A 25,624-nucleotide genomic window follows, 5' to 3' on the forward strand; every position below is an offset into this window, starting at 1 on the left:
CTCCAGCCCACACCAACCCGCCTCGGGCCGCGGCCTCCCGCGCGAAGCCGCCGGCCCAACCCCATTACATCCTAACTCACCCACCGCTTTCGCGAGCAAGCCCGCTCCCACAGTAGAACGCGTGGACCTGGACTTCCTGCCTCGATGACTTTGCCCCTATGATCCCTGAGTCCCCTCAGGAATCTGGCGCCATCTACCCCTCGCTCACCTCCCTCGCCCCCTGCGACCTCGACACCCTGTTGCGCAGCCTGCAGCCCATCGCCCCGCTGCTGGACACCCTCGCCGACGTGGTGTTTTTCATCAAGGACCGGCAGGCCCGCTACGCCTTCGTCAACCAGACCCTGGCCCGGCGCTGCGGTTTCAAACACAGTGGCGGCCTGCTCGGTCTCACTGCCGAGCAGGTGTTTCCCGAGCGCTTCGGCCCGCTGTACACCGAACAGGATCGCCGGGTGCTGGCCAGCGGGCGGGAGTTGGCCGACCAGCTCGAACTGCATTTGTATTACGGCAACCAACCGGTTTGGTGCCTGACCCACAAGCTCGCCCTGCACGACCCAAGCGGCCAGATCGTCGGCCTGGCCGGCATTTCCCGCGACCTGCAACTGCCGCAATCGAGCCGCCCGGCGTTTCACAAACTGGCGGCGGTGGACGCCTATATCAAGCAGCACTTCGCCCGCCCCATCAGCCTCGCCGAGCTGACCGCCATTGCTGAATTGTCGGTGGCGCAGTTGGAGCGGCACTGCAAGCGCATCTTCCAACTCACGCCACGGCAGATGATTCACAAGGCACGCCTGGAGGAAGCCTCGCGGCTGTTACTCGACCAAGACCTGCCGATCACCGAGATCGCCCTGCGCTGCGGCTACACCGACCACAGCGCCTTCAGCCGCCAGTTCCGGGCCCTGACCAGCCTGTCGCCGAGCCAATACCGTGAGAGTCAGCGCTGATCGTGTTCCCTGATGGGGCGTCGGCTCCCATGGCTGCTCCCATCTGTAACACCCCAAGCCAACGTAGCAACTTGCCCTGACGCGCCACCGCTCGGCGAAAACACCTCTAGATCAACCCTCCAATGCCATTACGGCGCCTCAGGTCAAAACAGGCATGCTGATTGCTTATCTAATATCGTATACGAAATCCTCAATACGATATCTCACCGCATTTATTCGACAGCGAGGCATTTATGAAAAACCCTGCATTGGCCGTAGCCCTCAGCGTTGTCCTTACCCCGCTTTTCATGGCCCCCGCCCACGCCGACAAGCTCGACGACATCATCGGCTCAGGCAAGCTACGTTGCGCCGTGACCCTGGACTTCCCACCCATGGGCTTTCGCGATGAAAGCAACAAACCGGCGGGGTTCGCCGTGGATTATAGCCACGACCTGGCGAAGGTCCTCGGTGTCGACGCCGAAGTGGTGGAAACCCCGTGCTCCGACCGCATCCCCGCGCTGCTGTCCGGCCGCGCCGATGTCATCGTCGCCTCCCCCTCCGACACCTTGGAGCGGGCCAAGACCGTCGGCCTGACGGTGCCCTACTTCGCGTTCCAGATGGTGGTGCTGACCCGCGACGCCACCGGTATCAACAGCTACGCCGACCTCAAGGGCAAGAAACTCGGCAACACCAGCAGTACCTACGAAGCCATCGCCTTGGAAAAGGACCAGAAGAGCTGGGGCAGCGGCAGCTTCCGCGCCTATCAATCGCAGAACGACACCCTGCTGGCCGTCGCCCAGGGACACATCGATGCCACCGTGGTGACCAACACCGTCGCTGCCGCGACCCTCAAGTCGGGCAAATACAAGGGCTTGAAGATTGCCGGTGACGCCCCCTACGTCATCGACTACGTGTCCCTCGGCGCCAAGCGCAGCGAGTACGGCCTGCTCAACTACCTCAACCTCTTCGTCAACCAGCAGGTGCGCACGGGTCGTTACAACGAGCTGTTCGTCAAATGGGTCGGCACCGACATCCCGCCGGCCAACCTGACCGTTCCCCAGGTCTACTACTGAGGATTGGCCCATGCCAAGCACGCCTGTCCGTGTGAAAGGCCGCAGCCTGGTGGAGGGTGCCGCCCAGGGCGCCCTGCTGTTCGCCGAGGTGGGCCTGAGTTTCTGGGGCGGGGTCGATCCGGCCAGTGGCGAGGTCATCGACCGCCACCACCCCTTGAGCGGCGAGCGCCTGGCCGGGCGCGTCTTGGCGATTCCCAGCGGACGCGGCTCCTGCACCGGCAGCAGCGTCTTGATGGAACTGATCAGCAACGGTCACGCACCCGCGGCCCTGGTGTTGGCCGAAGCCGATGAAATCCTGACCCTGGGCGTGCTGGTGGCGCAGGTGATTTTCCAGCGGTCCCTGCCGGTGTTGTGCGTGGGACACGAGGCCTTCAATGGGCTGCGTGGCCAGGGTTTTGTCCGCCTCGAAGGCGATGTCCTGACCCTCACCGGGCGCCGCCCGAACGACGGTTGGCAAGGTTCGCAAGCACCGTCGGCGTCGCCCATTTTCTCGACCCTGGACCTGAGCGAACAGGACCGGGCATTGCTCGACGGTACCCACGGCAAGGCGGCCCAAGTGGCGATGCACATCGTGCTGCGCATGGCCGAGATCCAGGGCGCCACGCAGTTGCGGGACGTGACCCAGGCCCACATCGACGGTTGCATCTACACCGGCCCGGCCAGCCTGCGCTTTGCCGAACAACTGGTGCAGTGGGGGGCGCAGGTTCGCGTCCCCACCACCCTCAATGCCATTTCCGTGGACCAGCGTCGCTGGCGGGAACTGGGCGTCGATCCAGCCCTGGGCGAACCGGCCAGTGCCTTGGGCGATGCCTACATGGCGATGGGCGCGCAACTGAGTTTTACCTGCGCGCCCTACCTGCTGGAGACCGCGCCAAAGGCCGGCGAACAAATCGTCTGGGCCGAGTCCAACGCGGTGGTCTACGCCAACAGCGTGCTGGGTGCGCGCACGCAGAAGTACCCGGACTTCCTCGACATTTGCATCGCCCTGTGCGGACGGGCACCGTTGATCGGCTGCCATCTCGACGACTCGCGCAAGGCCCAACTGATTGTCGACGTGCCGACGCTGGGTCAGGTCGATGACAGTTTCTATCCGCTGCTGGGCTATCACATCGGCAGCCTGGCGGGCCGACGCATTCCACTGATACGTGGGTTGGAACACGCCGCGCCCACCCTGGACGATCTCAAGGCCTTCGGTGCCGCGTTCGCCACCACCAGCGCCGCACCGTTGTTCCACATCGCCGGGGTCACCCCGGAAGCCCTCGACCCTGCCGATGCCCTGGAGAAGGACGTTGCCTTGCTGCAGGAAAGCGTCGATGCCGCAAGCCTGCTTGCCAGTTGGCGCGAGCTCAACAGCGCCCGGGACAATTGGGTGGACGTGGTGTCCCTGGGCAATCCGCATTTCTCCCTCAGCGAATTCGCCGCCCTCGCAACGTTGTGTGCGGGCCGGATCAAGCATCCGTATGTGGTGCTGGCCATCACCTGCGGCCGAGCAGTGCTGGAACAAGCGCGCAAAGCCGGATACCTGACCGCCATCGAAGCCTTCGGCGCGGTGCTGGTGACCGACACCTGCTGGTGCATGTTGGGTGAGCCGGTGATCCCGCCCCACGCCACCACGTTGATGACCCACTCCGGCAAATACGCCCATTACGCACCGGGCCTGGTCGGTCGCGGGGTGCACTTTGCCGCCCTCGCCGACTGCGTCGAGGCCGCCTGCACTGCCGCGACCCACGGCCAGCCGCCGACGTGGCTGCAACCCACTGCCCGCACGGGAAGTCCGACCCATGTTTGACTACAGCTTCCAATGGCGCCCGGCCTTGCGCGCGCTGCCCGACATGCTCGCCGGGGCCTGGGTGACCTTCGAGACCGCCGCGCTGTCGATGATTTTCGGCGTGCTGATCGCCCTGGTGCTGACGGTGATGCGCCAGGCCCCGAATCGCCTGCTGCGGGGCGTGGGCAATGGCTGGGTGTCCATCGCTCGCAACACGCCCTCGCTGTTCCAGATCTACATCCTATATTTCGGCCTCGGCTCCCTCGGGCTGCACGTCAGTTCCTGGCTGGCCTTGCTGGCCGGAATCACCTTCAACAACGCCGGCTACCTGGCGGAAAACTTTCGCGGTGGCCTCAAGGCCGTGCCCGGTACGCAAATGCGCGCCGCCCGCTCCTTGGGAATGAGCGCCTTCCAGGCCTACCGGATGATCATCGTCCCGCAATTGTTGCGCATCGTCTTCTACCCGCTGACCAACCAGATGGTCTGGGCGGTGCTGATGACGTCCCTGGGGGTGGTGGTCGGCCTGAACAACGACCTCACCGGCGTGACCCAGGAATACAACGTCAAGACCTTCCGCACCTTCGAATACTTCGCCCTCGCGGCGCTGCTGTATTACCTGATCGCCAAGCTGATCGTCGGGTTGGCCCGGCTGTTGTCCTGGCGGCTGTTCCGTTATTGAGGGCGGGTCATGTTTTCTACAAGCCTTACCGTTAACGACGTGTTGTATCTGCTTGAGGGGGCCTGGGTCACCGTGCAATTGACCGCGTGGTCGATCCTGCTGGGCACCTTCGCCGGGTTGCTGTTCGGCCTGCTGCGGGCACTGTTGCCGCGAGCCAGCCTGCCGCTGGCCTGGCTGCTGGACGTGTTTCGCAGCGTGCCGCTGCTGATCCAGCTCGTGCTGATCAACTCCCTCAAGAGCATCGTCGGCCTGAACCTCAGCGCGTTTGCCGTCGGTTGCATCGTGCTCGGGGTCTACGCCGCCGCGTACTTCACCGAGATCGTCCGCGGAGGCGTGCTGGCGGTGCCGTTGAGCACCCGCCGGGCCAGCCGGTCGCTGGGCCTGAGCTATGGGCAGGACCTGCGGCTCATCGTCCTGCCGATTGCCACGCGGGTGGCGTTTCCCGGCTGGCTGAACCTCGTGCTCGGTGTGATGAAGGACACTGCCCTGGTGATGTGGATCGGTATCGTCGAATTGCTGCGGGCCTCGCAAACCATCGTCACGCGCATTCAGGAACCCCTGCTGGTGCTGTGCATCGCGGGCCTCATTTACTACGTCATGAGCCTGGTGGTCGCCCGCCTCGGCGCACGCCTGGAAAGAAGGTGGCAGGAAAATGATTGAGATCGAAAACGTGCACAAGTCCTTCGGTGACCTGGAAGTGGTCAAGGGTGTGAGCCTGACCGTGGACAAGGGTGAAGTGGTGTCGATCATCGGCGGTTCCGGCTCTGGCAAGTCGACCCTGCTGATGTGCATCAACGGCCTGGAGCCGATCCAGAAAGGCAGCATCCGCGTGGACGGCATCGAGGTCCATGACCGCGCCACCGACCTCAATCGCTTGCGGCAAAAGATCGGCATCGTCTTCCAGCAATGGAACGCCTTTCCCCACCTCACCGTGCTGGAAAACGTGATGCTGGCGCCGCGCAAGGTGTTGGGCAAAAGCAAGCAGGACGCCGAGGCCCTGGCGGTGAAACAGCTTGAGCACGTGGGCCTGGGGGACAAACTCAAGGCTTTCCCCGGCAAGCTTTCCGGCGGCCAGCAACAGCGCATGGCCATCGCCCGGGCATTGGCGATGTCGCCGGACTACATGCTCTTCGACGAAGCCACCTCGGCGCTGGATCCGCAACTGGTGGGCGAAGTGCTGGACACCATGCGCATGCTCGCCGAGGACGGCATGACCATGGTGCTGGTGACCCACGAGATCCGCTTCGCCCGGGACGTGTCCGACCGCGTGGCGTTCTTTTGCAATGGCCGGGTCCATGAGATCGGGCCGCCGGACCAGGTGATTGGTAATCCGGTGCAGCCGGAGACGGCTGCGTTTCTCAAGTCGGTGAAATAGCCGATGGCCCTTTTGCGAGCAGGCTCGCTCCCACATGGGTTTTGTGTATGCCACCTCTCCCATGGGAATGGCCTGCTATCAGTGTCCACCACAGAACCCTGTGGGAGCGAGCTTGCTCGCGATGAGGCCCGACCAGACAACACAAGGATTTGATCCATGCGCTCATCCAGAATCATCCATGTCATCAGCTGCCACGCCGAAGGCGAAGTCGGCGATGTAATCGTCGGCGGCGTCGCGCCGCCCCCCGGTGCCACGGTGTGGGAGCAGTCACGCTGGATCGCCCAGGACCAGACCCTGCGCAATTTCGTCCTCAACGAGCCCCGCGGCGGGGTGTTCCGCCACGTTAACCTGCTGGTGCCGGCCAAGGACCCGCGAGCGCAAATGGCCTGGATCATCATGGAACCGGCCGACACGCCGCCGATGTCCGGCTCCAACTCGCTGTGCGTCGCCACCGTGTTGCTGGACAGCGGCATCCTGCCAATGACCGAACCCCAGACCCGCCTGGTGCTGGAAGCCCCAGGCGGCCTGATCGAAGCCGTGGCCGACTGCCGCGACGGCAAGGTGCAACGGGTCGAGATCAAGAACGTACCCTCCTTTGCCGACCGCCTCGATGCCTGGATCGAAGTCGAGGGACTGGGTTCGTTGCAGGTGGACACCGCCTACGGCGGCGACAGCTTTGTCATCGTCGATGCCCAGCGCCTGGGTTTTGCCATTCGCCCCGATGAAGCCGCCGAGCTGGTGGCCGTGGGCTTGAAGATCACCCGCGCCGCCAATGAACAACTGGGCTTCGTGCACCCGCTGAACCCCGACTGGTCGCACATCTCGTTCTGCCAGAGCGCCGCACCCATTGTCCGGGAGGACGGCATCGCCACGGGCGCCAACGCCGGGGTGATCCAGCCCGGCAAGATCGACCGCTCCCCCACCGGCACCGGCTGCTCGGCGCGCATGGCGGTGTTGCAGGCCAAGGGCTTGATGCAGGTAGGCGAGCGTTTTATCGGCCGTTCGATCATCGGTTCCGAATTCCATTGCCGCATCGACTCACTGACCGAGGTGGCCGGACGCCCGGCGATTTACCCGTGCATCGCCGGACGAGCGTGGATCACCGGGACCCATCAGTTGCTGCTCGACCCGGCCGATCCGTGGCCCCAGGGCTATCGGCTTTCGGACACCTGGCCCGGCGCATGACGTTCAGATTCACCCAAACCCTTGTGGCGAGGGAGCTTGCTCCCGCTGGACTGCGAAGCAGTCCTGAAGGCTGACAACTCGGTGTGTCAGTCAGATCCTGGGGGCCGCTTCGCGACCCAGCGGGAGCAAGCTCCCTCGCCACAAAAGCACTATCAAAAACGGAGACAACCCATGAGCAAACGCATCAACTGGAGCGGCGTCTTCCCTGCCGTCACCACCCAATTCAACGATGACTTTTCCATCAACCTGGAAAAAACCCACCAAGTGATTTCCAACGTCATTCGCGATGGCGTTTCCGGCCTGGTGGTCTGCGGGTCGGTGGGGGAAAACACCTCCCTGAGCGCCGAGGAAAAAATCGCCGTGACCGAAGTCGCGGTGGACGCCTCCCGGGGCCGGGTGCCGGTGATCTGCGGCGTGGCCGAGTTCACCAGCGTGCAGGCCGCCAAGGTTGCCAACGCGGTGCGCAAGGTCGGTGTCGACGGGGTGATGCTGATGCCGGCGCTGGTCTACGGCTCCAAGCCCTTCGAGACCGCCGAGCATTTCCGCTACGTGGCCCGCCATGCCGACGTGCCGCTGATGGTCTACAACAACCCGCCGATCTACACGAATGACGTGACGCCGGACATTTTGATTGCCCTGGCCGATTGCGACAACGTCGTGTGTTTCAAGGACTCCTCCGGCGACACCCGGCGCTTCATCGACGTGCGCAATGAAGTCGGCGATCGCTTCGTGCTGTTCGCCGGTCTCGACGACGTGGTGCTGGAAAGCCTTGCCGTGGGCGCCGAAGGTTGGGTCTCGGGCATGTCCAACGTGTTCCCCCAGGAAGGCGAGACCATTTTCCGCCTGGCCCGCGCCGGACGGTTCGCCGAAGCGATGCCGATCTACGAATGGCTGATGCCGATCCTGCACCTGGACGCCCGGGCCGACCTGGTGCAATGCATCAAGCTGTGCGAAGCCATCGCCGGCCGCGGCAGCGCCCTCACCCGCCCACCGCGCCTGGCCCTGCCGGACGCGGACCGGGTGTATGTGGAGCAGATCATGGCCAAGGCCCTGGCCAATCGGCCGGTGTTGCCGGATGTGGGGCTTTAAGGCCTGACCTACCCCGCAAGGCATCTGAGGATCCCCCTGTGGGAGCGAGCTTGCTCGCGATAGCGATCTGCCTGAGCCGGCTATGCTGGATGTGCCGACCTCATCGCGAGCAAGCTCGCTCCCACATGGATTTGCGGTGAACACATAAGAATGAGCCCATGCGACTCAACCTGTGGGAGCGAGCCTGCTCGCGAAAGCGGTCTGTCTGAGCCGGCTATGCTGGATGTGCCGACCTCATCGCGAGCAAGCTCGCTCCCACAGGGATTTGCAATGAATACACAAGAGTGAGCCCATGCGACTCAACCTGTGGGAGCGAGCTTGCTCGCGATAGCGATCTGTCTGAGCCGGCTATGCTGGATGTGCAGACCTTATCGCGAGCAAGCTCGCTCCCACAGGATTTGTGGCGGACATGAGAGGCTTCCCATGAACTATTTCCTGGCCCAGGCCCTGAACAATCGATGGGCCAACCACAGGTTGCTCGGCGCCTGCGCGCAGTTGAGCGAGGCCGACTACGCGGCGCCGCGCACGGGATTCTTCCCGTCCATCCAAGCCACGCTCTGCCACATCCTGGAAGTGGACCGCTATTACCTCACCGCCCTGGAAGGCGACCGTGACGGCCAGATCAAGGACTTCTCCGAAACCCTGGCCTTTGCCCACCTGATGCACAACCAGACCCAGACCGACCAGCAACTGGTGGCGTTCTGCGAAGCCCTGCGGGAGCAAGACCTGGTCCGCTCTGTCGATCTGGTGCGCGTCGACGGTGTGGTGCGTGAACGAATCGACCGGCTGCTGTTGCACCTGTTCGAGCATCAGATCCATCATCGTGGACAGGTCCACGGCATGCTCAGCGCCACCCACGTCGCGCCGCCACAACTTGATGAGTTTTTTCTCGACTGCGACCGGCCGTTTCGCAACGACGAGGAACAACTGCTTCAATTGGATGAACGGCGGGTCTGGCGCGAATACCTGCCAAGTTGATCCGCCCCCCCTCAAAGGAGACCTTGCCATGAATGTCATTCTTCGTAGCATCGGTTTGGCGTTGATGCTGATCACCACGGCGGCACTCGCCCACCACGGCTGGAGCGAATACGACGCCAGCAATCCCCTGACGCTCGAAGGCACGATAAAGGAAGCCGGCTATTCCCATCCCCATGGCTACGTGCGCCTGCAAACCACCGACAAAACCTGGACCGTCGTGCTGGCCCCACCGTCACGCATGGAGAATCGCGGGCTGGGCAAGGACATGCTCAAAGCAGGTAACAGTGCCACCGTGGTCGGCTATGCAAACCGCAACAAACCCGACGAATTGCGCGCCGAACGCATCACCATCGACGGCAAGACCATCGAGTTGCGCTGATGCAGGCCTCCCCGGCAGGCTCACCCCAGGGCTGGATGGACCAGTTGGGCGATTCGTCCCTGGCGTTGGCCATGCGCAGCGAGCTGTGGCTCTATCCGCTGGTGGAAGTGGTGCACATCATCGGCTTTTCGATATTGGTGGGCGCGGTGGTGATGTTCGACCTGCGCGGGCTCGGGCTGTCCAAGGGCATCGCCGTGACCGCCCTGGCCCGCCACTTGCTGCCCTGGGCGATTGCGGCCCTGCTGCTGATCGTGCCTGCGGGGTTGCTGATGTTCAGTGCTCACCCCCATGACTTTGCCGGCAACAACGTCTTCATCCTCAAGCTGTACCTGATCGCGGCAGCGGGCCTTAACGCCCTGCTGTTCCACGTTGGCACCTACCGCTCCGTCCAGCAATGGAACACCGGCCATAAGGCACCCGGCCTGGCCAAGGCCCAGGCATTGGTCTCCATAGTCCTATGGCTCGTGGTCATACTCTGCGGCCGCCTGCTGGCCTACACCTGAACTGCACGTGAAAAAGAAGCGATGGCCGCTGCCGGCCATCGCCAAATCGCCCACCCGGGCGCCCTCAGATCCGTGCGGGAGACACGATGATCTTCACGTTGTGCTCCTTGTTGTTCACCAACTCCTCGAAGCCCTGCCCGACGATCTCTTCCAACTGGATGCGCCCGGTCACCAGCGGCGAGATGTCCAGGCGTCCGTCGGCGATGAAGGCAATCACGTCGGCGAACTCACCGTTGTAGGCCAGCGCGCCCAGCACTTGCTTCTCCGTGGAGACCAGCTCAAAGAAGTTGAACTCGCTCGGTTCCTCGAAAATCCCCACCAACACGCATTTGCCGGCCTTGCGGATCAGGTCGATGGCCAGCTTGGCGGTGTGCTTGTTGCCAATGCATTCGAAGCTGACATCGGCACCCAGGCCACCCGTCAGGCGCCGAACTTCAGCCAAGGCGTCGCATTCATTCGGATCGATCACATGGCTGGCCCCGACTTCCAAGGCCTTGGCCTTGCGTGCGCCGGACATTTCCAAAGCAATCACCTGGGCTGCACCAGCCGCCTTGGCGCACATGATCGTGCACAAGCCGATGGTCCCGGCGCCCACCACCACGACGTTCTGGCCCAGCAGGCTGCCGGCCTTTTTCACCGCATGCATGCCCACCGCCAGTGGCTCGATCAACGCACCGGCCTCGGCGGGGAAATCAGCCGGTAGTTTGTAGAGCAGGTTCGCCGGGACATTGACCAGCTCCGCGAACGCACCGTTGTTCATCAACCCGGTGAACGCCAGGTTCTCGCAAATGTTGTAGAGCCCATGGGTGCAGTAGTAGCAAGTGCCGCAGTGCTGGCAGGCGTCCGCCGCCACCGGCTCGCCGACACTGAAACCTTCGACGCCGGCGCCCAGTTCGACGATCTCGCCGCAGAACTCGTGGCCAAGGATGCACTGGCCTTTGATCCCGGTCAGCGGGTGCGGCGCGTCCACCGGGATGAACACCGGCCCGGCCACGTACTCGTGCAAGTCGGAGCCGCAGATGCCGCACCATTGCACGCGGATCTGCACCCAACCGGCGGGGGGCGAAACCGGCAGTGGCACGTCTTCGACGCGGATGTCGTTGCGGCCATGCCAGACGGCGGCGCGCATGCTGCGGGTCGGCTTGATAGAAACGTTCATAGCGTTGCCTCCAGAATTTTTTATAGGGCGACGATGCAATCGCCGCCCGCTTGTTCAGTACTGTCCGATGAACCCGTTGATCAGCCGATTGACCTGCTCGGCCGCTTCCATCTGCACCATATGGCCTTGGCCCGACAGCACCACGACCCGCGCTGATAACCCTTCGGCGTGAGACGCCGGGATGATTGCGTCGTCGCTGCCCCAGATCACCAGGGTCGGCACGTGGCCCGCCTGCACCACTTCCCGCAGGTCCGCCTGCTGGCGACCGTCGGCGAACCACGTCGCTGACAATTGCTGCAGCGCCGCGTCCACACCTTCCAGGCGCTTGTACTTGAGCATGTCGTCGAGCATCTGGCGGTTGACCAGCTCGGCAGTGGAGAACAGTTGCACCAGCTGCGGCGTGAGGGCGTTGCGGTTGGCCGCTTCGACGAACCCTTGCAGGTAGCTGCCGTTGATCTGCGCACCCAGGCCGGCACTGCCGATCAAGGGCAGGGAGCGTATCCGCTGGGGCATCAGGCGCGCAGCGTTCAGCGACACCGCCCCGCCCATGGAATGCCCCACCAGGTGCACGGCGTTGATGTCCAGGTGATCGAGCAAGGCCAGCACCACGCCGCTCAGCTCGTCCAAATCGCCGCGTTGCAGGGTTTTCGACGATTCGCCATGGCCCGGCAGGTCCAGGGCAATGACCCGTCGCCCGGCCGCCAGGGCTTCATGGTTGAACAGCCAGTTGTTCAAGTCGCCGCCAAAGCCGTGCACCAGCACCAGCGGCGTACCGCCCTCGCCGCGCTCGAAATAGCGGATCACCCGGCCGTCCAGCTCGACTTTCTGTGTTTTCGGACCACTGTCCTCATCAGCCGCGTCGCCGGGCACGAAGTTGGATTGGAACTGCTCGATGACCGCGTCAATCTCGGCGTCGCTGGCCTCGCCTTCGACGACGATGCCGAGCAAGGCGCCGACCGCCAGGGTTTCGTCCTGGCGGGCGATCTGCCGGCGCAGGATTCCAGAAAACGGCGCCTCGACGCTGCTGGAAATCTTGTCCGTCTCGACGTCCATCACTTCCTCGCCCTTGGTGATGGCCTGCCCCTCTTCCTTGAGCCAGGCATCGACCCGGCCCTCGGTCATCGACAGGCCCCACTTGGGCATGGTCAAGGTATGAATCTGGCTCATCAGCGCTTGCTCCACTCGATCACGTTGAGCACGGCTTGTTCGATCTTCGCCGCGTCAGGGATGTACAGGTCTTCCAGGGAGTCGGAGAACGGCACCGGCGTATGGGGCGCGGTGACCATTTCGATCGGCGCCTTGAGCGCGCCAAAGGCTTTTTGCGCCACCAGCGCCGAGATGTCGGTGGCCATGGAACAGCGTGGGTTGGCCTCGTCGATCACCACCAGGCGCCCGGTCTTCTCGACACTTTCCAGGATGCTGTCCTCGTCCAGCGGGCTGGTGGTGCGCAGGTCGATCACTTCGCAGTCGATGCCGCGCCCGGCCAGGTTGCGCGCCGCGTCCATCGCGGTGTTGACCAGCCGTCCGTAGGAGACCAGGGTGATGTCCTTGCCGTCGCGCAGGAAGTTGGCCTCGCCGAACGGTACGGTGTAGAGCTCTTCCGGCACTTCGCCCTGCATGCTGTAGAGCAACTTGTGCTCGCAGAAGATCACCGGGTCGTTGTCGCGGATTGCCTGGATCAGCAGGCCCTTGGCGTCGTAGGGCGATGATGGGCAGACCACTTTCAGTCCCGGGATGTGCGTCCACAACGACGTGAGCATCTGTGAATGCTGGGCGGCGGCGCGCAGGCCGGCGCCGACCATGGTGCGGATCACCAGGGGTGTGGAGGCCTTGCCGCCGAACATATAGCGAAACTTCGCCGCCTGGTTGAGGATCTGGTCCAGGCAGCACCCGGCGAAGTCGACGAACATCAGTTCGCACACCGGGCGCACGCCGCAGGTGGCCGCGCCGACCGCCGCGCCGACGTAACCGATTTCCGACAGTGGCGTGTCCAGCACGCGCCCGGGGAACTGGTCGTATAGGCCCTTGGTCACTCCGAGTACGCCGCCCCAGGCGTCGTTTTCACCGGGGGCGCCGGCGCCACCGGCCACGTCCTCGCCCATGATGAACACGCTGGCGTCGCGGCGCATTTCCTGGGCCAGGGCTTCGTTGATTGCCTGCTGATAGCTGATTTTTCTCGCCATGATGAAATTCTCTGTTCTTGTTTTAGGAGGGCGTTCAGGGATAGCTGACGTAGACGTCGGGCAACAGGTCCGCTGCAGAGGGCTTGGGATCGGACTTGGCCTTGTACACGGCGTTTTCGATCAGCAGGTCCACTTCCTTGTCGATCTGGTCCAACTGCTCGACGGTGAGCAAACCGGCCCGGGTGGTGCGCTCGCGGAATTGCATCAGGCAGTCCTGGTTTTCGCGGAAATGCTTGACCTCGTCCGGTGCGCGATAGGTCTGGGCGTCGCCTTCGAAGTGGCCGTAGTAGCGGGTCAGCTTGACCTCGATCAGCGACGGTCCTTCCCCGGCACGGGCGCGTTCGACGGCGGCCCCGGCGGCTTCGTGCACGGCAAAGAAGTCAAAGCCGTCCACCGTCACGCCGGGCATGCCGAAGCCGGCGGCGCGGTCGGCGATGTGATCGCAGGCCACCGACCAGTTGGAAGCGGTGGCCTCGGCGTAGCCGTTGTTTTCGGCGATGAACAGGCACGGCAGGTTCCACACCGAGGCCATGTTCATGGCTTCGAACACCGCGCCTTCGTTGGAGCCGCCGTCGCCGAAAAACACCACGGCGACGCTGTCGGTGCCCTTGAGGCGGGCCGCCAAAGCCGCGCCGACCACCAGTGGCGCACCGGCGCCGACGATGCCGTTGGCACCGAGCATGCCTTTCTCGAAATCGGCGATGTGCATCGAGCCACCCTTGCCTTGGCAGACGCCGGTTTTCTTGCCGTAGATCTCGGCCATCATTCCGTAGACGTCCACGCCCTTGGCGATGCAATGGCCGTGGCCACGGTGGTTGGAGGCGATGCAATCGTCATCGCCCAGGTGGGCCATGACGCCGGCGGCCGACGCTTCTTCGCCGGCATACAAGTGGACGAAACCGGGGATCTCGCCCGTGGCGAACTCCACGTGCAGGCGCTCTTCAAAGGCGCGGATGGTGCGCATCACCTGGTAGGCGTGCAGCAGTTGATCGTGGGTGAGCGGTGTCGACATTTTTATTCTCCTGGGGTGTCTTCTTGAAGATTCAGAGGGTGTTGCGGGTGCTCGCGGCCGATGGCCAACAAGCGTTGTTGCGCGGCGTAGGCCAGCACCGCGTTGACGTCGATGCTCAGCGGACCGCCGGCATCGAGGGTGACCGTGGGCCGGTCGTGGGCGTTGAATTCGATTTCCCGTTCGCCATCCAGGGCCAAGGTGCCGCTGGACAGTGACACGCCATGGGCGACGCCGGGTTCCAGAGGGCCGGCGGCGAGCACCCCACAGCCTTGCAACAGGCCCGGGGCGAGCGGCACCAGCAGCGCTTCGGGGGATTGCGGGTCCAGGCGCATCCAGGCCCCGCCCGGTGCCTGGCGGGACACCGGGAACCACAAGCCGCACAACGCCGCCAGGCCAATGGAGTGCGGTTCGGCGAAGGTTACAAAGACTTCGGCCAGGTCCTGTGCGCGGCTGATGGCCCGGGCGCCGACAAAACGCAGCGGCGACACGGCGACGTCCACCAGGGCGACTTCGCGCAAGCCACGTCCGGCGTCGCAGACCAGCAAGCGCTTGTTGCGGCGCAAACCGATCGCGTCCGGAATCCGGCCGCTGGCGTACAACCCACCGGCCAGCCCGGCACTGGTGGCCTCGCGCAGCTCGGGAAAGGCGTTGTTGGTGCCGGTGGACAGGGTCAGCAATGGGATGTCGCCGACTTCGGCGGCTACCGCCTTGTGGGTGCCATCGCCGCCGAGCACGGCGATCAGCGCCACCTCGCGCTCGGCCATCAAGCGCGCGGCCCGGCGGGTGTCTTCGACGGTCTGGCGCAGGGTCAGGTCGAGGAATTCCAGGGCCGGCCAGCGGCTGCTGCGGGCCTGGCGGCTATGGCTGTTCTTCAGCACGGCGGCGGCCATGCCGATCATGTCGGTGGGCATCAACACTTGTTCGATGCCGGTGGCGCCGAACGCGGCCAGCAGGCGCTGGATCACCGAAACCTTGTCGGTACTGGAAAACAGCCCGGCATTGGCGGTCAGGCGCCGCACGTCGCGGCCCGAGGCGGGATTGGCGATGATGCCCACGGTCAGGGGTCGGCGGCTCATGGCGCCACCGTGGACGGTGCGGGCAAACGGCCTGGGCAGGAAGACATAGACACCTCGTTGTTATTATTGGAGGCCCGTCGGGCGGGTTCCAGGCATAGAGCAAGGGCGGTGCCAGTTGCGAAAAAAACCTGCAAGAAGGCCGAACCAGAGCGGTCCCGAGCTGATTGACGAAGCAGCGGAGCGAGCCCCGGTGAGACGCTCCATGTCAGCCTGCACGAGGTTGCGGCGAGACGCTGAGACGTGGCGTCTCACACCGCCCGAACAACCCGTCGAGCTTGTCTGCACCCGGCGAACGGCGCTTAATGTGCGCACAACGACAAGAAGCTGAATCGGAGGCCCCATGCTTTCCGCTCACTCCCGGGCGCACGTGGATTGCGTCAGCCGCGTGGTGAAAAACGCGAACCAATTGCCACAATTGCCCGTCCCGGACCTGATCCTCGACTCCTGGCGCCGTTCCTTGGAGCAACATCACCTGGACCCGGGTTCGCTGCAGGGCCCGCGCATCCTCTCCCCGGACGTGCTCAAGCAATGCCGCGAGCGCTCCGAGCTGTTCCTCAACATCGCCAGCGAAGAAGTGGCCCGCCTCCATGGCCGGGTACGCGACGCCGACTATTGCGTACTGCTGACCGATGCCCAGGGCCAGACCATCGACTACCGGGTGGAAACCTCGATCCGCAATGACTGCCGCAAGGCCGGGCTATACTTGGGCACCTGTTGGTCGGAGGGCGAAGACGGCACGTGTGGCGTGGCGGCGGTGCTCACGGCCAAGGCCCCGGTGACCGTGCACAAGCGCGACCATTTCCGCGCGGCGTTCATTGGCCTGACCTGTTCCGCCGCGCCGGTCTTCGACCCCCAGGGTGAATTGCTCGGGGTGCTGGACGTCTCGGCGGTGCGCTCGCCGGATGATCGCCGCTCGCAGCACCTGATCCGGCAAATGGTGGTGCAGAGCGCCAGGGAGATCGAACAGGCGTTTTTCATGAGCAGCGCCCAGGGCTATTGGGTGCTGCGGGCCCATCGCAACCCCGGCTACGTCGACAGCCAGCCGGACTTCCTGTTCGCCTGGGATGACGACGGTTGCCTGCAAGCCTTGAACCCGGCTGCCCGCCAGTACCTGCTGCAACAGTACGGGCAGGTGCCGCAACACATCGGCCAGGTGTTCGAGCAGCAACGGCTGCACCGTGCCCGGGACGAAAGCCTCTGCTTGCTCGATCACGCCCTGCACGGACGCTTGAGCGCGCCTCGCCAGCGGGCCAGTTCACGTTCGCGGGTGGCGATGACTCCGTTGGAAATCGATCCACGCCTGGCCGACAGCCTGCGCCTGGCGGTGCGGGTCAAGGATCGCAACCTGCCGGTGCTGATCCAGGGCGAAACCGGTGCCGGCAAGGAAGTCTTCGCTCGCCAGTTGCACCAGGCCAGCCAGCGCCGCGAGCGCCCTTTCGTGGCGCTGAACTGCGCGGCCATTCCCGAAAGCCTGATCGAAAGCGAATTGTTCGGCTACGTCGCCGGGGCGTTCACCGGCGCCTCGGCCAAAGGCATGCAGGGCCTGTTGCAACAGGCCGACGGCGGCACCTTGTTCCTGGATGAGATCGGCGACATGCCGCTGGCCTTGCAAACCCGCCTGCTGCGGGTACTGGCCGAGGGTGAAGTGGCGCCGCTGGGCGCATCCCGCCGCAAGGCCGTCGACATTCAGGTGATCTGCGCCACCCACCGCGACCTGGAGACGCTGGTGGCCGCCGGCGAGTTTCGCGAGGATTTGTATTTCCGTCTCGGCGGTGCGCGTTTCCAGTTACCGCCGTTACGTGACCGCAGCGACCGGCTGGCGCTGATCAATCGGATCCTTGCCGAGGAGTCGGCATTGTGCGGGGGAACCGTGCAGTTGAGCGGCGCCGCCCTGGAATCCCTGCTCGGCTATCACTGGCCGGGCAATGTCCGCCAGTTGCGCCATGTGCTGCGCTATGCCTGCGCGGTGTGCGAAGCCAGCGTGATCCAGCTCAGCCACTTGCCCGAGTCATTGCACAGCGCGGACGTCGCCGATCAGGGGCCGGAGCCGAGCGCCAGCCCGGAACGCCAGGCGTTGCTCGATGCGTTGGTGCGCCACCGCTGGAAACCCACCGCCGCCGCCCGGGCCCTGGGCATTTCCCGGGCGACCCTGTATCGACGGGTGCATCAACATGGCATCGAAATGCCAGGCCGCAGCCCCGCCTGAGCACCTAGCGGCGCGCCAGCTCATGACGGACACATTGCTCGTAGTAGGTCTGCTTGACCGCCGCGGGTTTGAGACGCGAAGCGCTGTTGTAGGTCTGCTCGGTAATGCCCAGCGCGGTCATGCGCATCCAGGGCCGGGGAAACTTGCGCACCTGCAGCTTCTTGCGTGCGCCGTACAGGCTGACGCCAGACAGCTTCGACGCCTGCGCCCCCGCCGCGATGTCCGAACCCCAGCGGCACACTGACTGCTGGTTCTGCGTCAGCGCCTTGGCCTGGGCCTCGAGCGAGACGGCGGCCAAGAGAAACGTCGCTACGACCCACATAGAAATACGCATAGGTTTGTCGCCCAACTTTCTGAAAGGAAAGAAGTTTGCCTCTCTGCAAATGAGCAAGGGGCCAGCATTTGCAGTCCATTCTCGAATCCGCATGCAATCCATTGTGGCGAGGGAGCTTGCTCCCGCTGGGCCGTGCAGCGGCCCCAAGAAAGCCGTGACAACTCGGTGTGTCAGGCAAATACAGGGGGCCGCTTCGCGACCCAGCGGGAGCAAGCTCCCTCGCCACGGAACGGCTTGCCTTCGCCATCTGGGATATCCCAATGGCGAAACAATCTATAAACAAGTAGAGATAATAAATATAAGCCTTTGAAATTAAACAATTTAAGTTAATTCAATGACTCGTCTTCACCTCCTGCAACAACTGCTGGATCACCTGCTCCTGCTCACCATAGCGCCCTTCACCAAAATGGCTGTAGCGCACCTGCCCCTTGGCATCGATGAAGTAATGGGCCGGCCAGTATTGATTGTTGAAGGCGCGCCAGATCGCGTACTGATTGTCGATCGCCACCGGATAGTGGATATCCAGCTTGCGCACCTGCTCGCGGACGTTGTCGATGATTTTCTCGTAGCCGTATTCCGGGGTGTGGACACCGATCACCACGAGCCCATCCTTTTCATACTTTTTCGCCCAGTCGTTCACATAGGGCAAGGTGTGCTGGCAGTTGATGCAGTCGTAGGTCCAGAAGTCCACCAGCACCACCTTGCCCCGCAGCGACTCGCTGCTCAGCGGCGGCGAGTTCAGCCATTGCACCGCGCCGTCCAGTGAAGGCATGGCGCCCTGGGATTCAAGGGGCGGCATGGCACTGGCGCCGGCCTTGCTCACCACGTAGTCGATGGCCTTGGGCACGTTCTCCAGCAGGCTTTTTTCCAGGCTGGTGGACTGTTGGGAGGAAGTCGCCGCCAACAAGCGGTCATCCGTCCCAGTGCCAATCGCCACGGCCGCCAGCAACACCGCCAGCCCCGTTCCCCGGCGCAGCCAGGCGGTCATCGGCAGCGAGAGCTTCAGGCGCCCGACCAGACCACGCCCGGCCAGGATCAGCGTGCCCAGGGACAAGGCACTGCCCAGGCCGTAAGCGAGCAGCAACAGGCTGGTTTGCGCGCTGGCGCCTTGCAGCATGGCGCCGGTCAGGATCACCCCGAGTATCGGCCCGGCGCACGGGGCCCAGAGCAACCCGGTAGCAACGCCGCGCAGCACCGAGCCCACCGGCCCGGCCATCCGCCCGGCCCCGGCGTCCAGGCGATTGCCCAGGTTGACCAGCGGCCGCGCCAACCAGATGCCAACCCGGCTGAAGATCAACGACAGGGCGACCACCCCCATCACCCCCAACGCGACTTGCCGACCGACGCTGCTGGCGCGCACCACCCATTCGCTGCTGACCACCGCCAGGCTGGAGACCAGGGCGAACGTCAACACCATGCCGCCGAGGGTCAGCAGCACCGAGCTGCGGGAGCGATTGGCCCGGGCGAACAGAAACAGCACCACCGGAAGAATGCAGGGGCTGAGGATCGTCAGGATCCCGCCGAGAAAAGCGATCAAAAGCATGGCAACACCTCAAAATAAAAGGCCTACATAGACCCTGTGGCGAGGGAGCTTGCTCCCGCTGGGCTTGTGTAGGAGCTGCCGAAGGCTGCGATCTTTTGATCTTTCGCTTGAGATTCAAGTGTCCTTAAGATCGCAGCCTCGTTGCACTCGACAGCTCCTACACAGTTCCTACGCCCCAGCGGGAGCAAGCTCCCTCGCCACAAAGCAGGTCAGTTCTGGTTGCTGCAGTGATCGGAAAACTTGCGATAGTCCAGCGCCTGCTGGTGGCCTGTCGAATCCAGGTAGGTCATGTGGGCGTTGACCACGCCGCAGGTCGGCTCGGTGTCTTCGGTGAGGGAAAGCACCTTCTGGATGTCCAGGTGGCTGCCGTAGGTGTAGGTGTGCGGTTGCACGTTGCTTTCGGCCCGGGCCGACAGGGTGCAGATGTTCAGCGCGGCAAAAAGGCAGGCGGCGTAGACGGCTTTGGTGTTCATGGCGATTCCTCGATTCAATGGGGGTTTATCTGCCGAGGCCTGTTGTGTGCCTCGATGGATACCATTGAATGCCTCGCAGGTATCACGTCTGTATCGAGCCCGGTGGCTTTTTGCATCGCTGTGTATCCGTCAGGCGCCAGATACACTGCAATACAAACCGCCGCGAGCCGGGCTGGCCGGGGCCTGTAGACTGCTCACAACGAAACGCCGAGGAGCGGGACACCATGGATCATGTCGATCACGTGCTGATAGTGGATGACGATCGCGAGATCAGAGAGCTGGTTGGCAACTACCTGAAGAAGAATGGCCTGCGCACCACCGTTGTCGCCGATGGCCGGCAGATGCGCGCCTTCCTCGAAACCACCCCGGTGGACCTGATCGTGCTGGACATCATGATGCCCGGCGACGATGGCCTGGTGCTGTGCCGGGAACTGCGTGCCGGCAAGCACAAGGCCACGCCGGTGCTGATGCTCACCGCCCGCAACGACGAAACCGACCGCATCATCGGCCTGGAAATGGGCGCCGACGATTACCTGGTCAAGCCGTTCGCCGCCCGGGAGCTGCTGGCGCGGATCAACGCCGTGCTGCGCCGCACCCGCATGTTGCCGCCCAATCTGGTGGTCACCGAAAGCGGTCGCCTGCTGGCGTTCGGACGCTGGCGCCTGGACACCACCGCCCGCCACCTGCTGGACACCGACGGCACCATGGTTGCCTTGAGCGGCGCCGAGTATCGGTTGTTGCGGGTGTTCCTCGATCATCCGCAACGGGTACTCAACCGCGACCAGTTGCTTAACCTCACCCAGGGCCGGGACGCCGATCTGTTCGATCGTTCCATCGATCTACTGGTCAGCCGCCTGCGCCAGCGCCTGCTGGACGACGCCCGGGAACCGGCCTACATCAAGACCGTGCGCAGCGAAGGCTACGTGTTCTCGCTGCCGGTGGAGATCCTCGAGGCGTCGGTATGAACCTGCCGCTGCGCTGGCCGCGGACCCTGGCCTCGAGGCTGTCGCTGATCTTCCTGATCGGCCTGATCCTGGCCCAGGGCCTGTCTTTCGGCGTCCAGTACTACGAGCGCTACCAGAGCGCCAAGTCGACCATGCTCGGCAACCTGGAGACCGACGTCTCGACCTCCGTGGCGATTCTCGATCGCCTGCCTGCCGCCGAACGCCAGGCCTGGCTACCGAAACTCGCCCGGCGCAACTATGGCTATTTGCTCGACGAAGGCCAGCCCGGCCAACCGATGGACCTGGCCGACGCGCCGATCTCGGTCAGTTCGATCCAGGAAGCCATCGGCCAGGCCTATGGCCTGACCTTCAAGCAGATTCCCGGGCCGAACATGCATTACCAGGCGCACCTGCGGCTGGGGGACGGCAGCCCGCTGACCATCGACGTACGCCCGGCGATGGCGCCCCTCTCCCCTTGGCTGCCAATGGTGTTGCTGGGGCAGTTGGCCCTGTTGATCGGCTGCACCTGGCTGGCCGTGCGCATCGCCGTAGGTCCCTTGACCCGACTGGCCCAGGCGGTGGAAACCCTCGACCCGAACGCCCATAGCGTGCGCCTGGACGAAAAAGGCCCGACCGAAGTGGTGCATGCGGCCAAGGCCTTTAATGCCATGCAAGACCGCATCGCCGCCTACCTCAAGGAGCGCATGCAGTTGCTGGCGGCGATTTCCCATGATTTGCAGACCCCCATCACGCGCATGAAGCTTCGCGCCGAATTCATGGACGAAGGGATTGAAAGGGACAAGCTGTGGAGCGACTTGAGCGAAATGGAGCACCTGGTGCGTGAAGGCGTGGCCTATGCCCGCAGCATCCACGGCGCCACCGAGGCCAGTTGCCGGATCAGCCTGGACGCGTTCCTCGACAGCCTGGTGTTCGACTACCAGGACACCGGCAAGGACGTGCAACTGTCCGGAAAAAACGCCGCCGTCATCGACACCCGTCCCCATGCCCTGCGGCGGGTACTGATCAACCTGGTGGACAACGCCTTGAAATTCGGCGGCGCGGCGCAGATCCAGGTGCAACCGGCCGACAACGGGCAATTGGCGATCCAGGTACTGGACCGTGGCCCCGGGATCAGCGAGCAGGAACTGGCCGAAGTGCTCAAGCCGTTCTACCGGGTGGAAAGCTCGCGCAACCGGGAGACCGGCGGCACCGGCCTGGGCTTGGCCATCGCCCAGCAACTGGCGATCGCCATGGGTGGCTCACTGATCCTGAGCAACCGCGACGGCGGCGGCCTCTGCGCCGAATTGCGCCTGGCACTCACAAGCTGACACTGCCCCACACTGCTCTGGGGCGCTGCAAATAGGGGTGCCTCATCCAGTTCCCCTGTGGGAGCGAGCCTGCTCGCGATAGCGGTGGGTCAGCCAGCATTCATTCAACTGACCCGACGCCTTCGCGAGCAAGCTCGCTCCCACACTGTTCTTTGGCGTTGCAAATAGGGGGGGCCTTACCCAGATCCCCCTGTGGGAGCGAGCTTGCTCGCGATAGCGGTTTGTATGCCAGTGTGTCTGCGGATGATCGGCATACACGAACTTGCACAATGCTGCGCCGCGGACACACCCCGCTTACACCGGCTTGAAAGACTCCCTCCCATCCCCGGCGACTATCACGACCGGGCCGTCGACATCCAAGGAGCCTTCACATGCCTACCCCTACCGCATCCCCCTTTCGTTACCAAGGCTGGTCGCTGTTCAGCCTGCTCGCCGCCCTGGTGCTGTTGATGACCGGGTTGATCCTGATACTCAACCCGGACCTGACCGAAGGCGTGCGCAGCGCCATTCGCGCCACGGCGCGTTCGTCGTTCATCCTGTTCCTGCTGGCCTTTACCGCCTCGGCATTCGCGGTGCTGGTGCCCTCGCCCCTGAGCCGGGCGCTGGTGCGTGAACGGCGCTTCATCGGACTGGCCTTTGCCTTTTCCCACCTGGTCCACGCCGTGCTGATTTACACCTACGGCCAGCTCAATACCGAGTTCTGGCCCGGCCGCACCACCCTCGGCAACGTGCCCGGTACCGTGGGCTATGTGTTCATCCTGCTGCTGGCGCTGACCTCGTTCAAAAGCACCACGCGCCTGATCGGTTTCAAGGCCTGGAAGCGCCTGCATGTCACCGGCATGTGGGTGCTGGCGGCGATCTTTGCCTATTCCAACTTCAAACGCATCCCCATGAGCGACTGGTACGTGCTGCCCTTCGGCCTGATCTGCGCCGCCACCGCCGTCCGCCTGGTGGGCAAGCTGGCCCAGGCCACCCAGCGGCGCCAACGGCCGCAACACGCGGCTTGAGCCAAGGGAGATCGATCATGTACGCAAATACCTTGAAAACACTGCATACCCCGCTCGAAAACCTCGGGGCATGGCTGGCGCCGCTAGGCCTGCGCCTGTTCCTGGCCTGGGAGTTCTTCGAATCCGGCCTGGAGAAATGGAACGGCGCGAACTGGTTCGCCGAGATCCAGTCTGCCTTCCCGTTCCCGTTCAACCATGTGCCGGCCCAATGGAACTGGGAACTGGCGATGTGGGCCGAGCTGATCGGTGCCATCGCCCTGTTGATCGGCCTGGGTACCCGCCTCTGGGCCCTGGTGCTGATCGTCGTCACCGTGGTGGCGACCGCTGCGGTGCACTGGCCGGCGGACTGGTCGAGCTTGAGCGAGCTGGCCCAGGGTTATGCGATTACCAACAAGGGACACGGCAACTTCAAGCTGCCGCTGATCTACCTGGTGGCCTTGCTGCCGTTGCTGTTGCAAGGGGCTGGGAAGTTGAGTGTGGATGCGGTGCTGGGGGCTGGGCTGCATCGCCGAAACAAGGCCTGAAAAAAACTTTGTGGGAGCGAGCTTGCTCGCGATGGCAGTGGGTCAGTCGACTTCAACAGTGACTGATGTACCGTCATCGCGAGCAAGCTCGCTCCCACAAGGGTTCGGGGTTAATTGGCGAGGTGTGGCTGTACGCCAACAACCCCTTCCTCCTGCATCCGCCGCAACAGCGCCACCGCGCTGTCCATGAATTCTGCCGAATCCACCCCCGCCTCCCGCGCCAGCGCCAGCAGCTGCCCTCGCCCCGTCAACCCTGGATAGGCCTCGATGCGCTGCAAAAGCCGCCAGGCCAACGGGCTGAGTTCGGAAAAACGCACCTCGAACCCAGGCGTTCGCCGCACCAGCAGCAGCGTCGGCTGCGCCGGTGGTGTCGAGGGCTGATAACTCGGCGCCAGGCGATGCACCGGCCATTGGTACGCCAGCGGCCAGGCCAAGGGCGAGACACGCAGTGGCGAGCCGAGCAAGGACGTCTCGTCATGGGCCGGCAACGGCTCGGCCTCGGATTGCAGCAGCGCCATCTCGACCCACTCGTAGTGCGCCAGCTCCGCCACGAACGGCGGCCAGTCCGGCGAGGGATGGTCTGCAAGATAGCCAACGAATTCCTCGGCGATTTCACCGAACTTGGGCGTGGCACAGCGGTGTTCACGCAGGAATCGGCGCACGCAGGCACGCCAAGGGTCCTGTCCCAGTAGGCTCACCAACACGGGAAAGGTGCCGCTGAGCAGCGCACGCATGTTCTCGAAGATCAGGTCGCGATACACCTGGGCCCGCGCCGCGTCCATGCCGGACGGGATCGAGCAGTGATCCGGGTCGCGCAGGTAGCGGGTCAACGCCTGTTGCTGCTGATGCAGCGTCTGCCGGGCCTCAGCCATGGGTCACCGCCTGCCAGGTGACGGCCTGGTGCTGTAACTGGCGAATCGTCTGCAGTTCGGCCACCAGCGCGGCGTAAGGCGGGAAGTTGAAGTCCCGTTCGAGCAAGGTCGGCTGTACGCCGAAACGTGCATAAGCCTGGGCCAGCAGCGCCCAGACCACCGGCTTGACCGGCGCGCCATGACTGTCGATTTTCAGCGTGTCGGACTCGTCGTAATGCCCGGCCACATGCATCGCGACCACCCGCCCCGGCTCGAGACCCGCCAGGAATGCCTGGGGATCGAAGCCATGATTGACCGAGTTGACGTAGACGTTGTTGACGTCCAGCAACAGGTCGCAATCGGCTTCGCGCAACACCGCCCGGGTGAATTCCAGCTCGCTCATGTCCTGTTGGGGGGCGGCGTAATAAGAGACGTTTTCCACCGCCAGGCGTCGTCCCAGCACATCCTGGGCCTGGCGGATCCGCGCTGCGACGTGATGGACCGCTTCCTCGGTGAAGGGTAGCGGCAACAAGTCATACAAATGCCCCTCGTCGCCGCAGTAGCTCAAGTGCTCGCTGTACACCGGCACCTTGAAACGCTCGAGGAAAGCGCGCACCTGGCCGAGAACCGCCAGGTCCAGTGGCGCCGGCCCACCGAGGGACAACGACAGGCCATGGCACGTCAACGGATAACGTTCGACCAACGAATGCAAGGCGCCGCCATGGGGGCCGCCGATGCCGATCCAGTTTTCCGGAGCGACTTCAAGAAAGTCGACATCCCCGGGCGGTGCCTGGCGCAGTTCAGCGAGCAAGGCCCGGCGCAGGCCGAGGCCTGCCGAGGGTTGGGGTAGATTCAACATGGCACATCTCCTGGGGAAACGAGATGTGGTGAGCCTCATGGAACGATCAACCCCATGATGGAAACCGAATATCCGTGGCGAGGGCGCTTTCTCCCGCTGGGTCGCGCAGCGGCCCCAGTTTTTTTGGGCCTGCTACGCCCGGAGCGGCGGCCCCGGGCCGCGGGGGCCAGGGGCCG

General features: G+C 64.0%; 26 protein-coding genes. 16 read left to right on the plus strand and 10 right to left on the minus strand.

All coding sequences use genetic code 11. The annotated features are described in order from the left end of the window. The first annotated feature begins 191 nt into the window (after positions 1-191). From HGO40_RS12045 to HGO40_RS12095, 11 genes are all read left to right on the plus strand, one after another. Complete coding sequence (locus HGO40_RS12045; RefSeq protein ID WP_250963210.1) at positions 192-941, plus strand: AraC family transcriptional regulator; 750 nt, start codon at positions 192-194, stop codon at positions 939-941. Between the two features lie 233 nt (positions 942-1,174). Then, positions 1,175-1,993: an ABC transporter substrate-binding protein gene (locus HGO40_RS12050; protein ID WP_502943273.1), complete on the plus strand. Its 819-nt coding sequence runs from the start codon at positions 1,175-1,177 to the stop codon at positions 1,991-1,993. A 10-nt stretch (positions 1,994-2,003) separates the two neighbouring features. Continuing rightward, positions 2,004-3,782: a cis-3-hydroxy-L-proline dehydratase gene (gene lhpI / locus HGO40_RS12055; RefSeq protein ID WP_250963186.1), complete on the plus strand. Its 1,779-nt coding sequence runs from the start codon at positions 2,004-2,006 to the stop codon at positions 3,780-3,782. Further along, the gene (locus HGO40_RS12060) at positions 3,775-4,440 is read left to right on the plus strand and encodes an amino acid ABC transporter permease (protein WP_057452167.1); all 666 of its coding nucleotides are present in this window, start codon (positions 3,775-3,777) and stop codon (positions 4,438-4,440) included. Before lhpI ends, HGO40_RS12060 begins: the two co-directional genes overlap by 8 nt. A gap of 9 nt (positions 4,441-4,449) precedes the next feature. Then, positions 4,450-5,100, plus strand: a complete 651-nt coding sequence (locus HGO40_RS12065; protein WP_250963187.1) for an amino acid ABC transporter permease — start codon at positions 4,450-4,452, stop codon at positions 5,098-5,100. Continuing rightward, positions 5,093-5,815 (plus strand): amino acid ABC transporter ATP-binding protein, encoded by a 723-nt coding sequence (locus HGO40_RS12070; protein WP_092172955.1) that lies wholly within the window; start codon positions 5,093-5,095, stop codon positions 5,813-5,815. The genes HGO40_RS12065 and HGO40_RS12070 overlap by 8 nt, the downstream gene beginning before the upstream one ends. A gap of 156 nt (positions 5,816-5,971) precedes the next feature. Further along, entirely contained in the window at positions 5,972-7,000 is a 1,029-nt protein-coding gene (locus tag HGO40_RS12075) for a trans-3-hydroxy-L-proline dehydratase (RefSeq protein ID WP_250963188.1), read from the plus strand. Between the two features lie 171 nt (positions 7,001-7,171). Beyond that, a complete protein-coding gene (locus HGO40_RS12080) occupies positions 7,172-8,089 on the plus strand; it encodes a dihydrodipicolinate synthase family protein (protein ID WP_250963189.1) in 918 nt (305 codons plus the stop codon). A 423-nt stretch (positions 8,090-8,512) separates the two neighbouring features. Beyond that, positions 8,513-9,067: a DinB family protein gene (locus tag HGO40_RS12085; protein ID WP_250963190.1), complete on the plus strand. Its 555-nt coding sequence runs from the start codon at positions 8,513-8,515 to the stop codon at positions 9,065-9,067. Positions 9,068-9,095: 28 nt separating this feature from the next. Beyond that, on the plus strand, positions 9,096-9,446 hold the full coding sequence (locus HGO40_RS12090; RefSeq protein ID WP_250963191.1) for a DUF6152 family protein: 351 nt from the start codon (positions 9,096-9,098) through the stop codon (positions 9,444-9,446). Next, positions 9,446-9,949: a DUF6644 family protein gene (locus HGO40_RS12095; protein ID WP_250963192.1), complete on the plus strand. Its 504-nt coding sequence runs from the start codon at positions 9,446-9,448 to the stop codon at positions 9,947-9,949. The genes HGO40_RS12090 and HGO40_RS12095 overlap by 1 nt, the downstream gene beginning before the upstream one ends. 64 nt (positions 9,950-10,013) lie before the next feature. On the opposite strand, the gene HGO40_RS12100 is transcribed toward HGO40_RS12095, so the two are convergent. From HGO40_RS12100 to HGO40_RS12120, 5 genes are all read right to left on the minus strand, one after another. Then, on the minus strand, positions 10,014-11,078 hold the full coding sequence (locus HGO40_RS12100) for a 2,3-butanediol dehydrogenase (protein WP_225917632.1): 1,065 nt from the start codon (positions 11,076-11,078) through the stop codon (positions 10,014-10,016). 84 nt (positions 11,079-11,162) lie between these two features. Continuing rightward, entirely contained in the window at positions 11,163-12,275 is a 1,113-nt protein-coding gene (locus HGO40_RS12105; protein ID WP_250963193.1) for an acetoin dehydrogenase dihydrolipoyllysine-residue acetyltransferase subunit, read from the minus strand. Continuing rightward, a complete protein-coding gene (locus HGO40_RS12110; protein WP_250963194.1) occupies positions 12,275-13,291 on the minus strand; it encodes an alpha-ketoacid dehydrogenase subunit beta in 1,017 nt (338 codons plus the stop codon). The genes HGO40_RS12105 and HGO40_RS12110 overlap by 1 nt, the downstream gene beginning before the upstream one ends. A 34-nt stretch (positions 13,292-13,325) precedes the next feature. Continuing rightward, a complete protein-coding gene (locus HGO40_RS12115) occupies positions 13,326-14,303 on the minus strand; it encodes a thiamine pyrophosphate-dependent dehydrogenase E1 component subunit alpha (RefSeq protein ID WP_250963195.1) in 978 nt (325 codons plus the stop codon). A gap of 2 nt (positions 14,304-14,305) precedes the next feature. Then, a complete protein-coding gene (locus HGO40_RS12120; RefSeq protein WP_250963196.1) occupies positions 14,306-15,379 on the minus strand; it encodes an ATP-NAD kinase family protein in 1,074 nt (357 codons plus the stop codon). A 340-nt stretch (positions 15,380-15,719) separates the two neighbouring features. Here HGO40_RS12120 and HGO40_RS12125 point away from each other — a divergent pair, with 340 nt between their 5' ends. Next, entirely contained in the window at positions 15,720-17,585 is a 1,866-nt protein-coding gene (locus HGO40_RS12125) for a sigma-54-dependent Fis family transcriptional regulator (RefSeq protein WP_250963197.1), read from the plus strand. Between the two features lie 4 nt (positions 17,586-17,589). On the opposite strand, the gene HGO40_RS12130 is transcribed toward HGO40_RS12125, so the two are convergent. The 3 genes from HGO40_RS12130 to HGO40_RS12140 form a co-directional block, all read right to left on the minus strand. After that, on the minus strand, positions 17,590-17,919 hold the full coding sequence (locus HGO40_RS12130) for a hypothetical protein (protein WP_250963198.1): 330 nt from the start codon (positions 17,917-17,919) through the stop codon (positions 17,590-17,592). 331 nt (positions 17,920-18,250) lie between these two features. Next, complete coding sequence (locus tag HGO40_RS12135) at positions 18,251-19,462, minus strand: cytochrome c biogenesis protein DipZ (protein ID WP_250963199.1); 1,212 nt, start codon at positions 19,460-19,462, stop codon at positions 18,251-18,253. A gap of 209 nt (positions 19,463-19,671) precedes the next feature. Continuing rightward, positions 19,672-19,935: a DUF2790 domain-containing protein gene (locus HGO40_RS12140; RefSeq protein WP_250963200.1), complete on the minus strand. Its 264-nt coding sequence runs from the start codon at positions 19,933-19,935 to the stop codon at positions 19,672-19,674. A gap of 224 nt (positions 19,936-20,159) precedes the next feature. Between HGO40_RS12140 and HGO40_RS12145 the strand changes: the two genes are divergently transcribed. The 4 genes from HGO40_RS12145 (at position 20,160) to HGO40_RS12160 (ending at position 23,738) form a co-directional block, all read left to right on the plus strand. Further along, entirely contained in the window at positions 20,160-20,900 is a 741-nt protein-coding gene (locus HGO40_RS12145; protein ID WP_003202589.1) for a response regulator, read from the plus strand. Next, positions 20,897-22,207: an ATP-binding protein gene (locus HGO40_RS12150; protein WP_250963201.1), complete on the plus strand. Its 1,311-nt coding sequence runs from the start codon at positions 20,897-20,899 to the stop codon at positions 22,205-22,207. Before HGO40_RS12145 ends, HGO40_RS12150 begins: the two co-directional genes overlap by 4 nt. 371 nt (positions 22,208-22,578) lie before the next feature. Then, positions 22,579-23,214, plus strand: coding sequence for a ferric reductase-like transmembrane domain-containing protein (locus tag HGO40_RS12155; protein WP_207965207.1), 636 nt, complete (start codon positions 22,579-22,581; stop codon positions 23,212-23,214). A 17-nt stretch (positions 23,215-23,231) separates the two neighbouring features. Beyond that, positions 23,232-23,738, plus strand: a complete 507-nt coding sequence (locus HGO40_RS12160; protein ID WP_250963202.1) for an HvfX family Cu-binding RiPP maturation protein — start codon at positions 23,232-23,234, stop codon at positions 23,736-23,738. 110 nt (positions 23,739-23,848) lie between these two features. On the opposite strand, the gene HGO40_RS12165 is transcribed toward HGO40_RS12160, so the two are convergent. Both HGO40_RS12165 and HGO40_RS12170 read right to left on the minus strand, forming a co-directional pair. Next, positions 23,849-24,610, minus strand: coding sequence for an HvfC family RiPP maturation protein (locus tag HGO40_RS12165; RefSeq protein WP_250963203.1), 762 nt, complete (start codon positions 24,608-24,610; stop codon positions 23,849-23,851). Then, a complete protein-coding gene (locus tag HGO40_RS12170; RefSeq protein WP_250963204.1) occupies positions 24,603-25,448 on the minus strand; it encodes an HvfB family MNIO-type RiPP peptide maturase in 846 nt (281 codons plus the stop codon). The genes HGO40_RS12165 and HGO40_RS12170 overlap by 8 nt, the downstream gene beginning before the upstream one ends. Positions 25,449-25,624: the final 176 nt, after the last annotated feature.

The sequence above is a fragment of the Pseudomonas sp. CG7 genome (genome assembly GCF_023701885.1).
GTDB classification, from domain to species: domain Bacteria; phylum Pseudomonadota; class Gammaproteobacteria; order Pseudomonadales; family Pseudomonadaceae; genus Aquipseudomonas; species Aquipseudomonas zanjanensis.

What these genes read in the sequence shown, in the direction of transcription:
- HGO40_RS12050 (WP_502943273.1), top strand. Translation starts at nt 1,175, where the DNA reads ATGAAAAACCCTGCATTGGCCGTAGCCCTCAGCGTTGTCCTTACCCCG.
- lhpI (WP_250963186.1), top strand. Translation starts at nt 2,004, where the DNA reads ATGCCAAGCACGCCTGTCCGTGTGAAAGGCCGCAGCCTGGTGGAGGGT.
- HGO40_RS12060 (WP_057452167.1), top strand. Translation starts at nt 3,775, where the DNA reads ATGTTTGACTACAGCTTCCAATGGCGCCCGGCCTTGCGCGCGCTGCCC.
- HGO40_RS12065 (WP_250963187.1), top strand. Translation starts at nt 4,450, where the DNA reads ATGTTTTCTACAAGCCTTACCGTTAACGACGTGTTGTATCTGCTTGAG.
- HGO40_RS12070 (WP_092172955.1), top strand. Translation starts at nt 5,093, where the DNA reads ATGATTGAGATCGAAAACGTGCACAAGTCCTTCGGTGACCTGGAAGTG.
- HGO40_RS12075 (WP_250963188.1), top strand. Translation starts at nt 5,972, where the DNA reads ATGCGCTCATCCAGAATCATCCATGTCATCAGCTGCCACGCCGAAGGC.
- HGO40_RS12080 (WP_250963189.1), top strand. Translation starts at nt 7,172, where the DNA reads ATGAGCAAACGCATCAACTGGAGCGGCGTCTTCCCTGCCGTCACCACC.
- HGO40_RS12085 (WP_250963190.1), top strand. Translation starts at nt 8,513, where the DNA reads ATGAACTATTTCCTGGCCCAGGCCCTGAACAATCGATGGGCCAACCAC.
- HGO40_RS12090 (WP_250963191.1), top strand. Translation starts at nt 9,096, where the DNA reads ATGAATGTCATTCTTCGTAGCATCGGTTTGGCGTTGATGCTGATCACC.
- HGO40_RS12095 (WP_250963192.1), top strand. Translation starts at nt 9,446, where the DNA reads ATGCAGGCCTCCCCGGCAGGCTCACCCCAGGGCTGGATGGACCAGTTG.
- HGO40_RS12100 (WP_225917632.1), bottom strand. Translation starts at nt 11,078, where the DNA reads ATGCGCGCCGCCGTCTGGCATGGCCGCAACGACATCCGCGTCGAAGAC.
- HGO40_RS12105 (WP_250963193.1), bottom strand. Translation starts at nt 12,275, where the DNA reads ATGAGCCAGATTCATACCTTGACCATGCCCAAGTGGGGCCTGTCGATG.
- HGO40_RS12110 (WP_250963194.1), bottom strand. Translation starts at nt 13,291, where the DNA reads ATGGCGAGAAAAATCAGCTATCAGCAGGCAATCAACGAAGCCCTGGCC.
- HGO40_RS12115 (WP_250963195.1), bottom strand. Translation starts at nt 14,303, where the DNA reads ATGTCGACACCGCTCACCCACGATCAACTGCTGCACGCCTACCAGGTG.
- HGO40_RS12120 (WP_250963196.1), bottom strand. Translation starts at nt 15,379, where the DNA reads ATGAGCCGCCGACCCCTGACCGTGGGCATCATCGCCAATCCCGCCTCG.
- HGO40_RS12125 (WP_250963197.1), top strand. Translation starts at nt 15,720, where the DNA reads ATGCTTTCCGCTCACTCCCGGGCGCACGTGGATTGCGTCAGCCGCGTG.
- HGO40_RS12130 (WP_250963198.1), bottom strand. Translation starts at nt 17,919, where the DNA reads ATGCGTATTTCTATGTGGGTCGTAGCGACGTTTCTCTTGGCCGCCGTC.
- HGO40_RS12135 (WP_250963199.1), bottom strand. Translation starts at nt 19,462, where the DNA reads ATGCTTTTGATCGCTTTTCTCGGCGGGATCCTGACGATCCTCAGCCCC.
- HGO40_RS12140 (WP_250963200.1), bottom strand. Translation starts at nt 19,935, where the DNA reads ATGAACACCAAAGCCGTCTACGCCGCCTGCCTTTTTGCCGCGCTGAAC.
- HGO40_RS12145 (WP_003202589.1), top strand. Translation starts at nt 20,160, where the DNA reads ATGGATCATGTCGATCACGTGCTGATAGTGGATGACGATCGCGAGATC.
- HGO40_RS12150 (WP_250963201.1), top strand. Translation starts at nt 20,897, where the DNA reads ATGAACCTGCCGCTGCGCTGGCCGCGGACCCTGGCCTCGAGGCTGTCG.
- HGO40_RS12155 (WP_207965207.1), top strand. Translation starts at nt 22,579, where the DNA reads ATGCCTACCCCTACCGCATCCCCCTTTCGTTACCAAGGCTGGTCGCTG.
- HGO40_RS12160 (WP_250963202.1), top strand. Translation starts at nt 23,232, where the DNA reads ATGTACGCAAATACCTTGAAAACACTGCATACCCCGCTCGAAAACCTC.
- HGO40_RS12165 (WP_250963203.1), bottom strand. Translation starts at nt 24,610, where the DNA reads ATGGCTGAGGCCCGGCAGACGCTGCATCAGCAGCAACAGGCGTTGACC.
- HGO40_RS12170 (WP_250963204.1), bottom strand. Translation starts at nt 25,448, where the DNA reads ATGTTGAATCTACCCCAACCCTCGGCAGGCCTCGGCCTGCGCCGGGCC.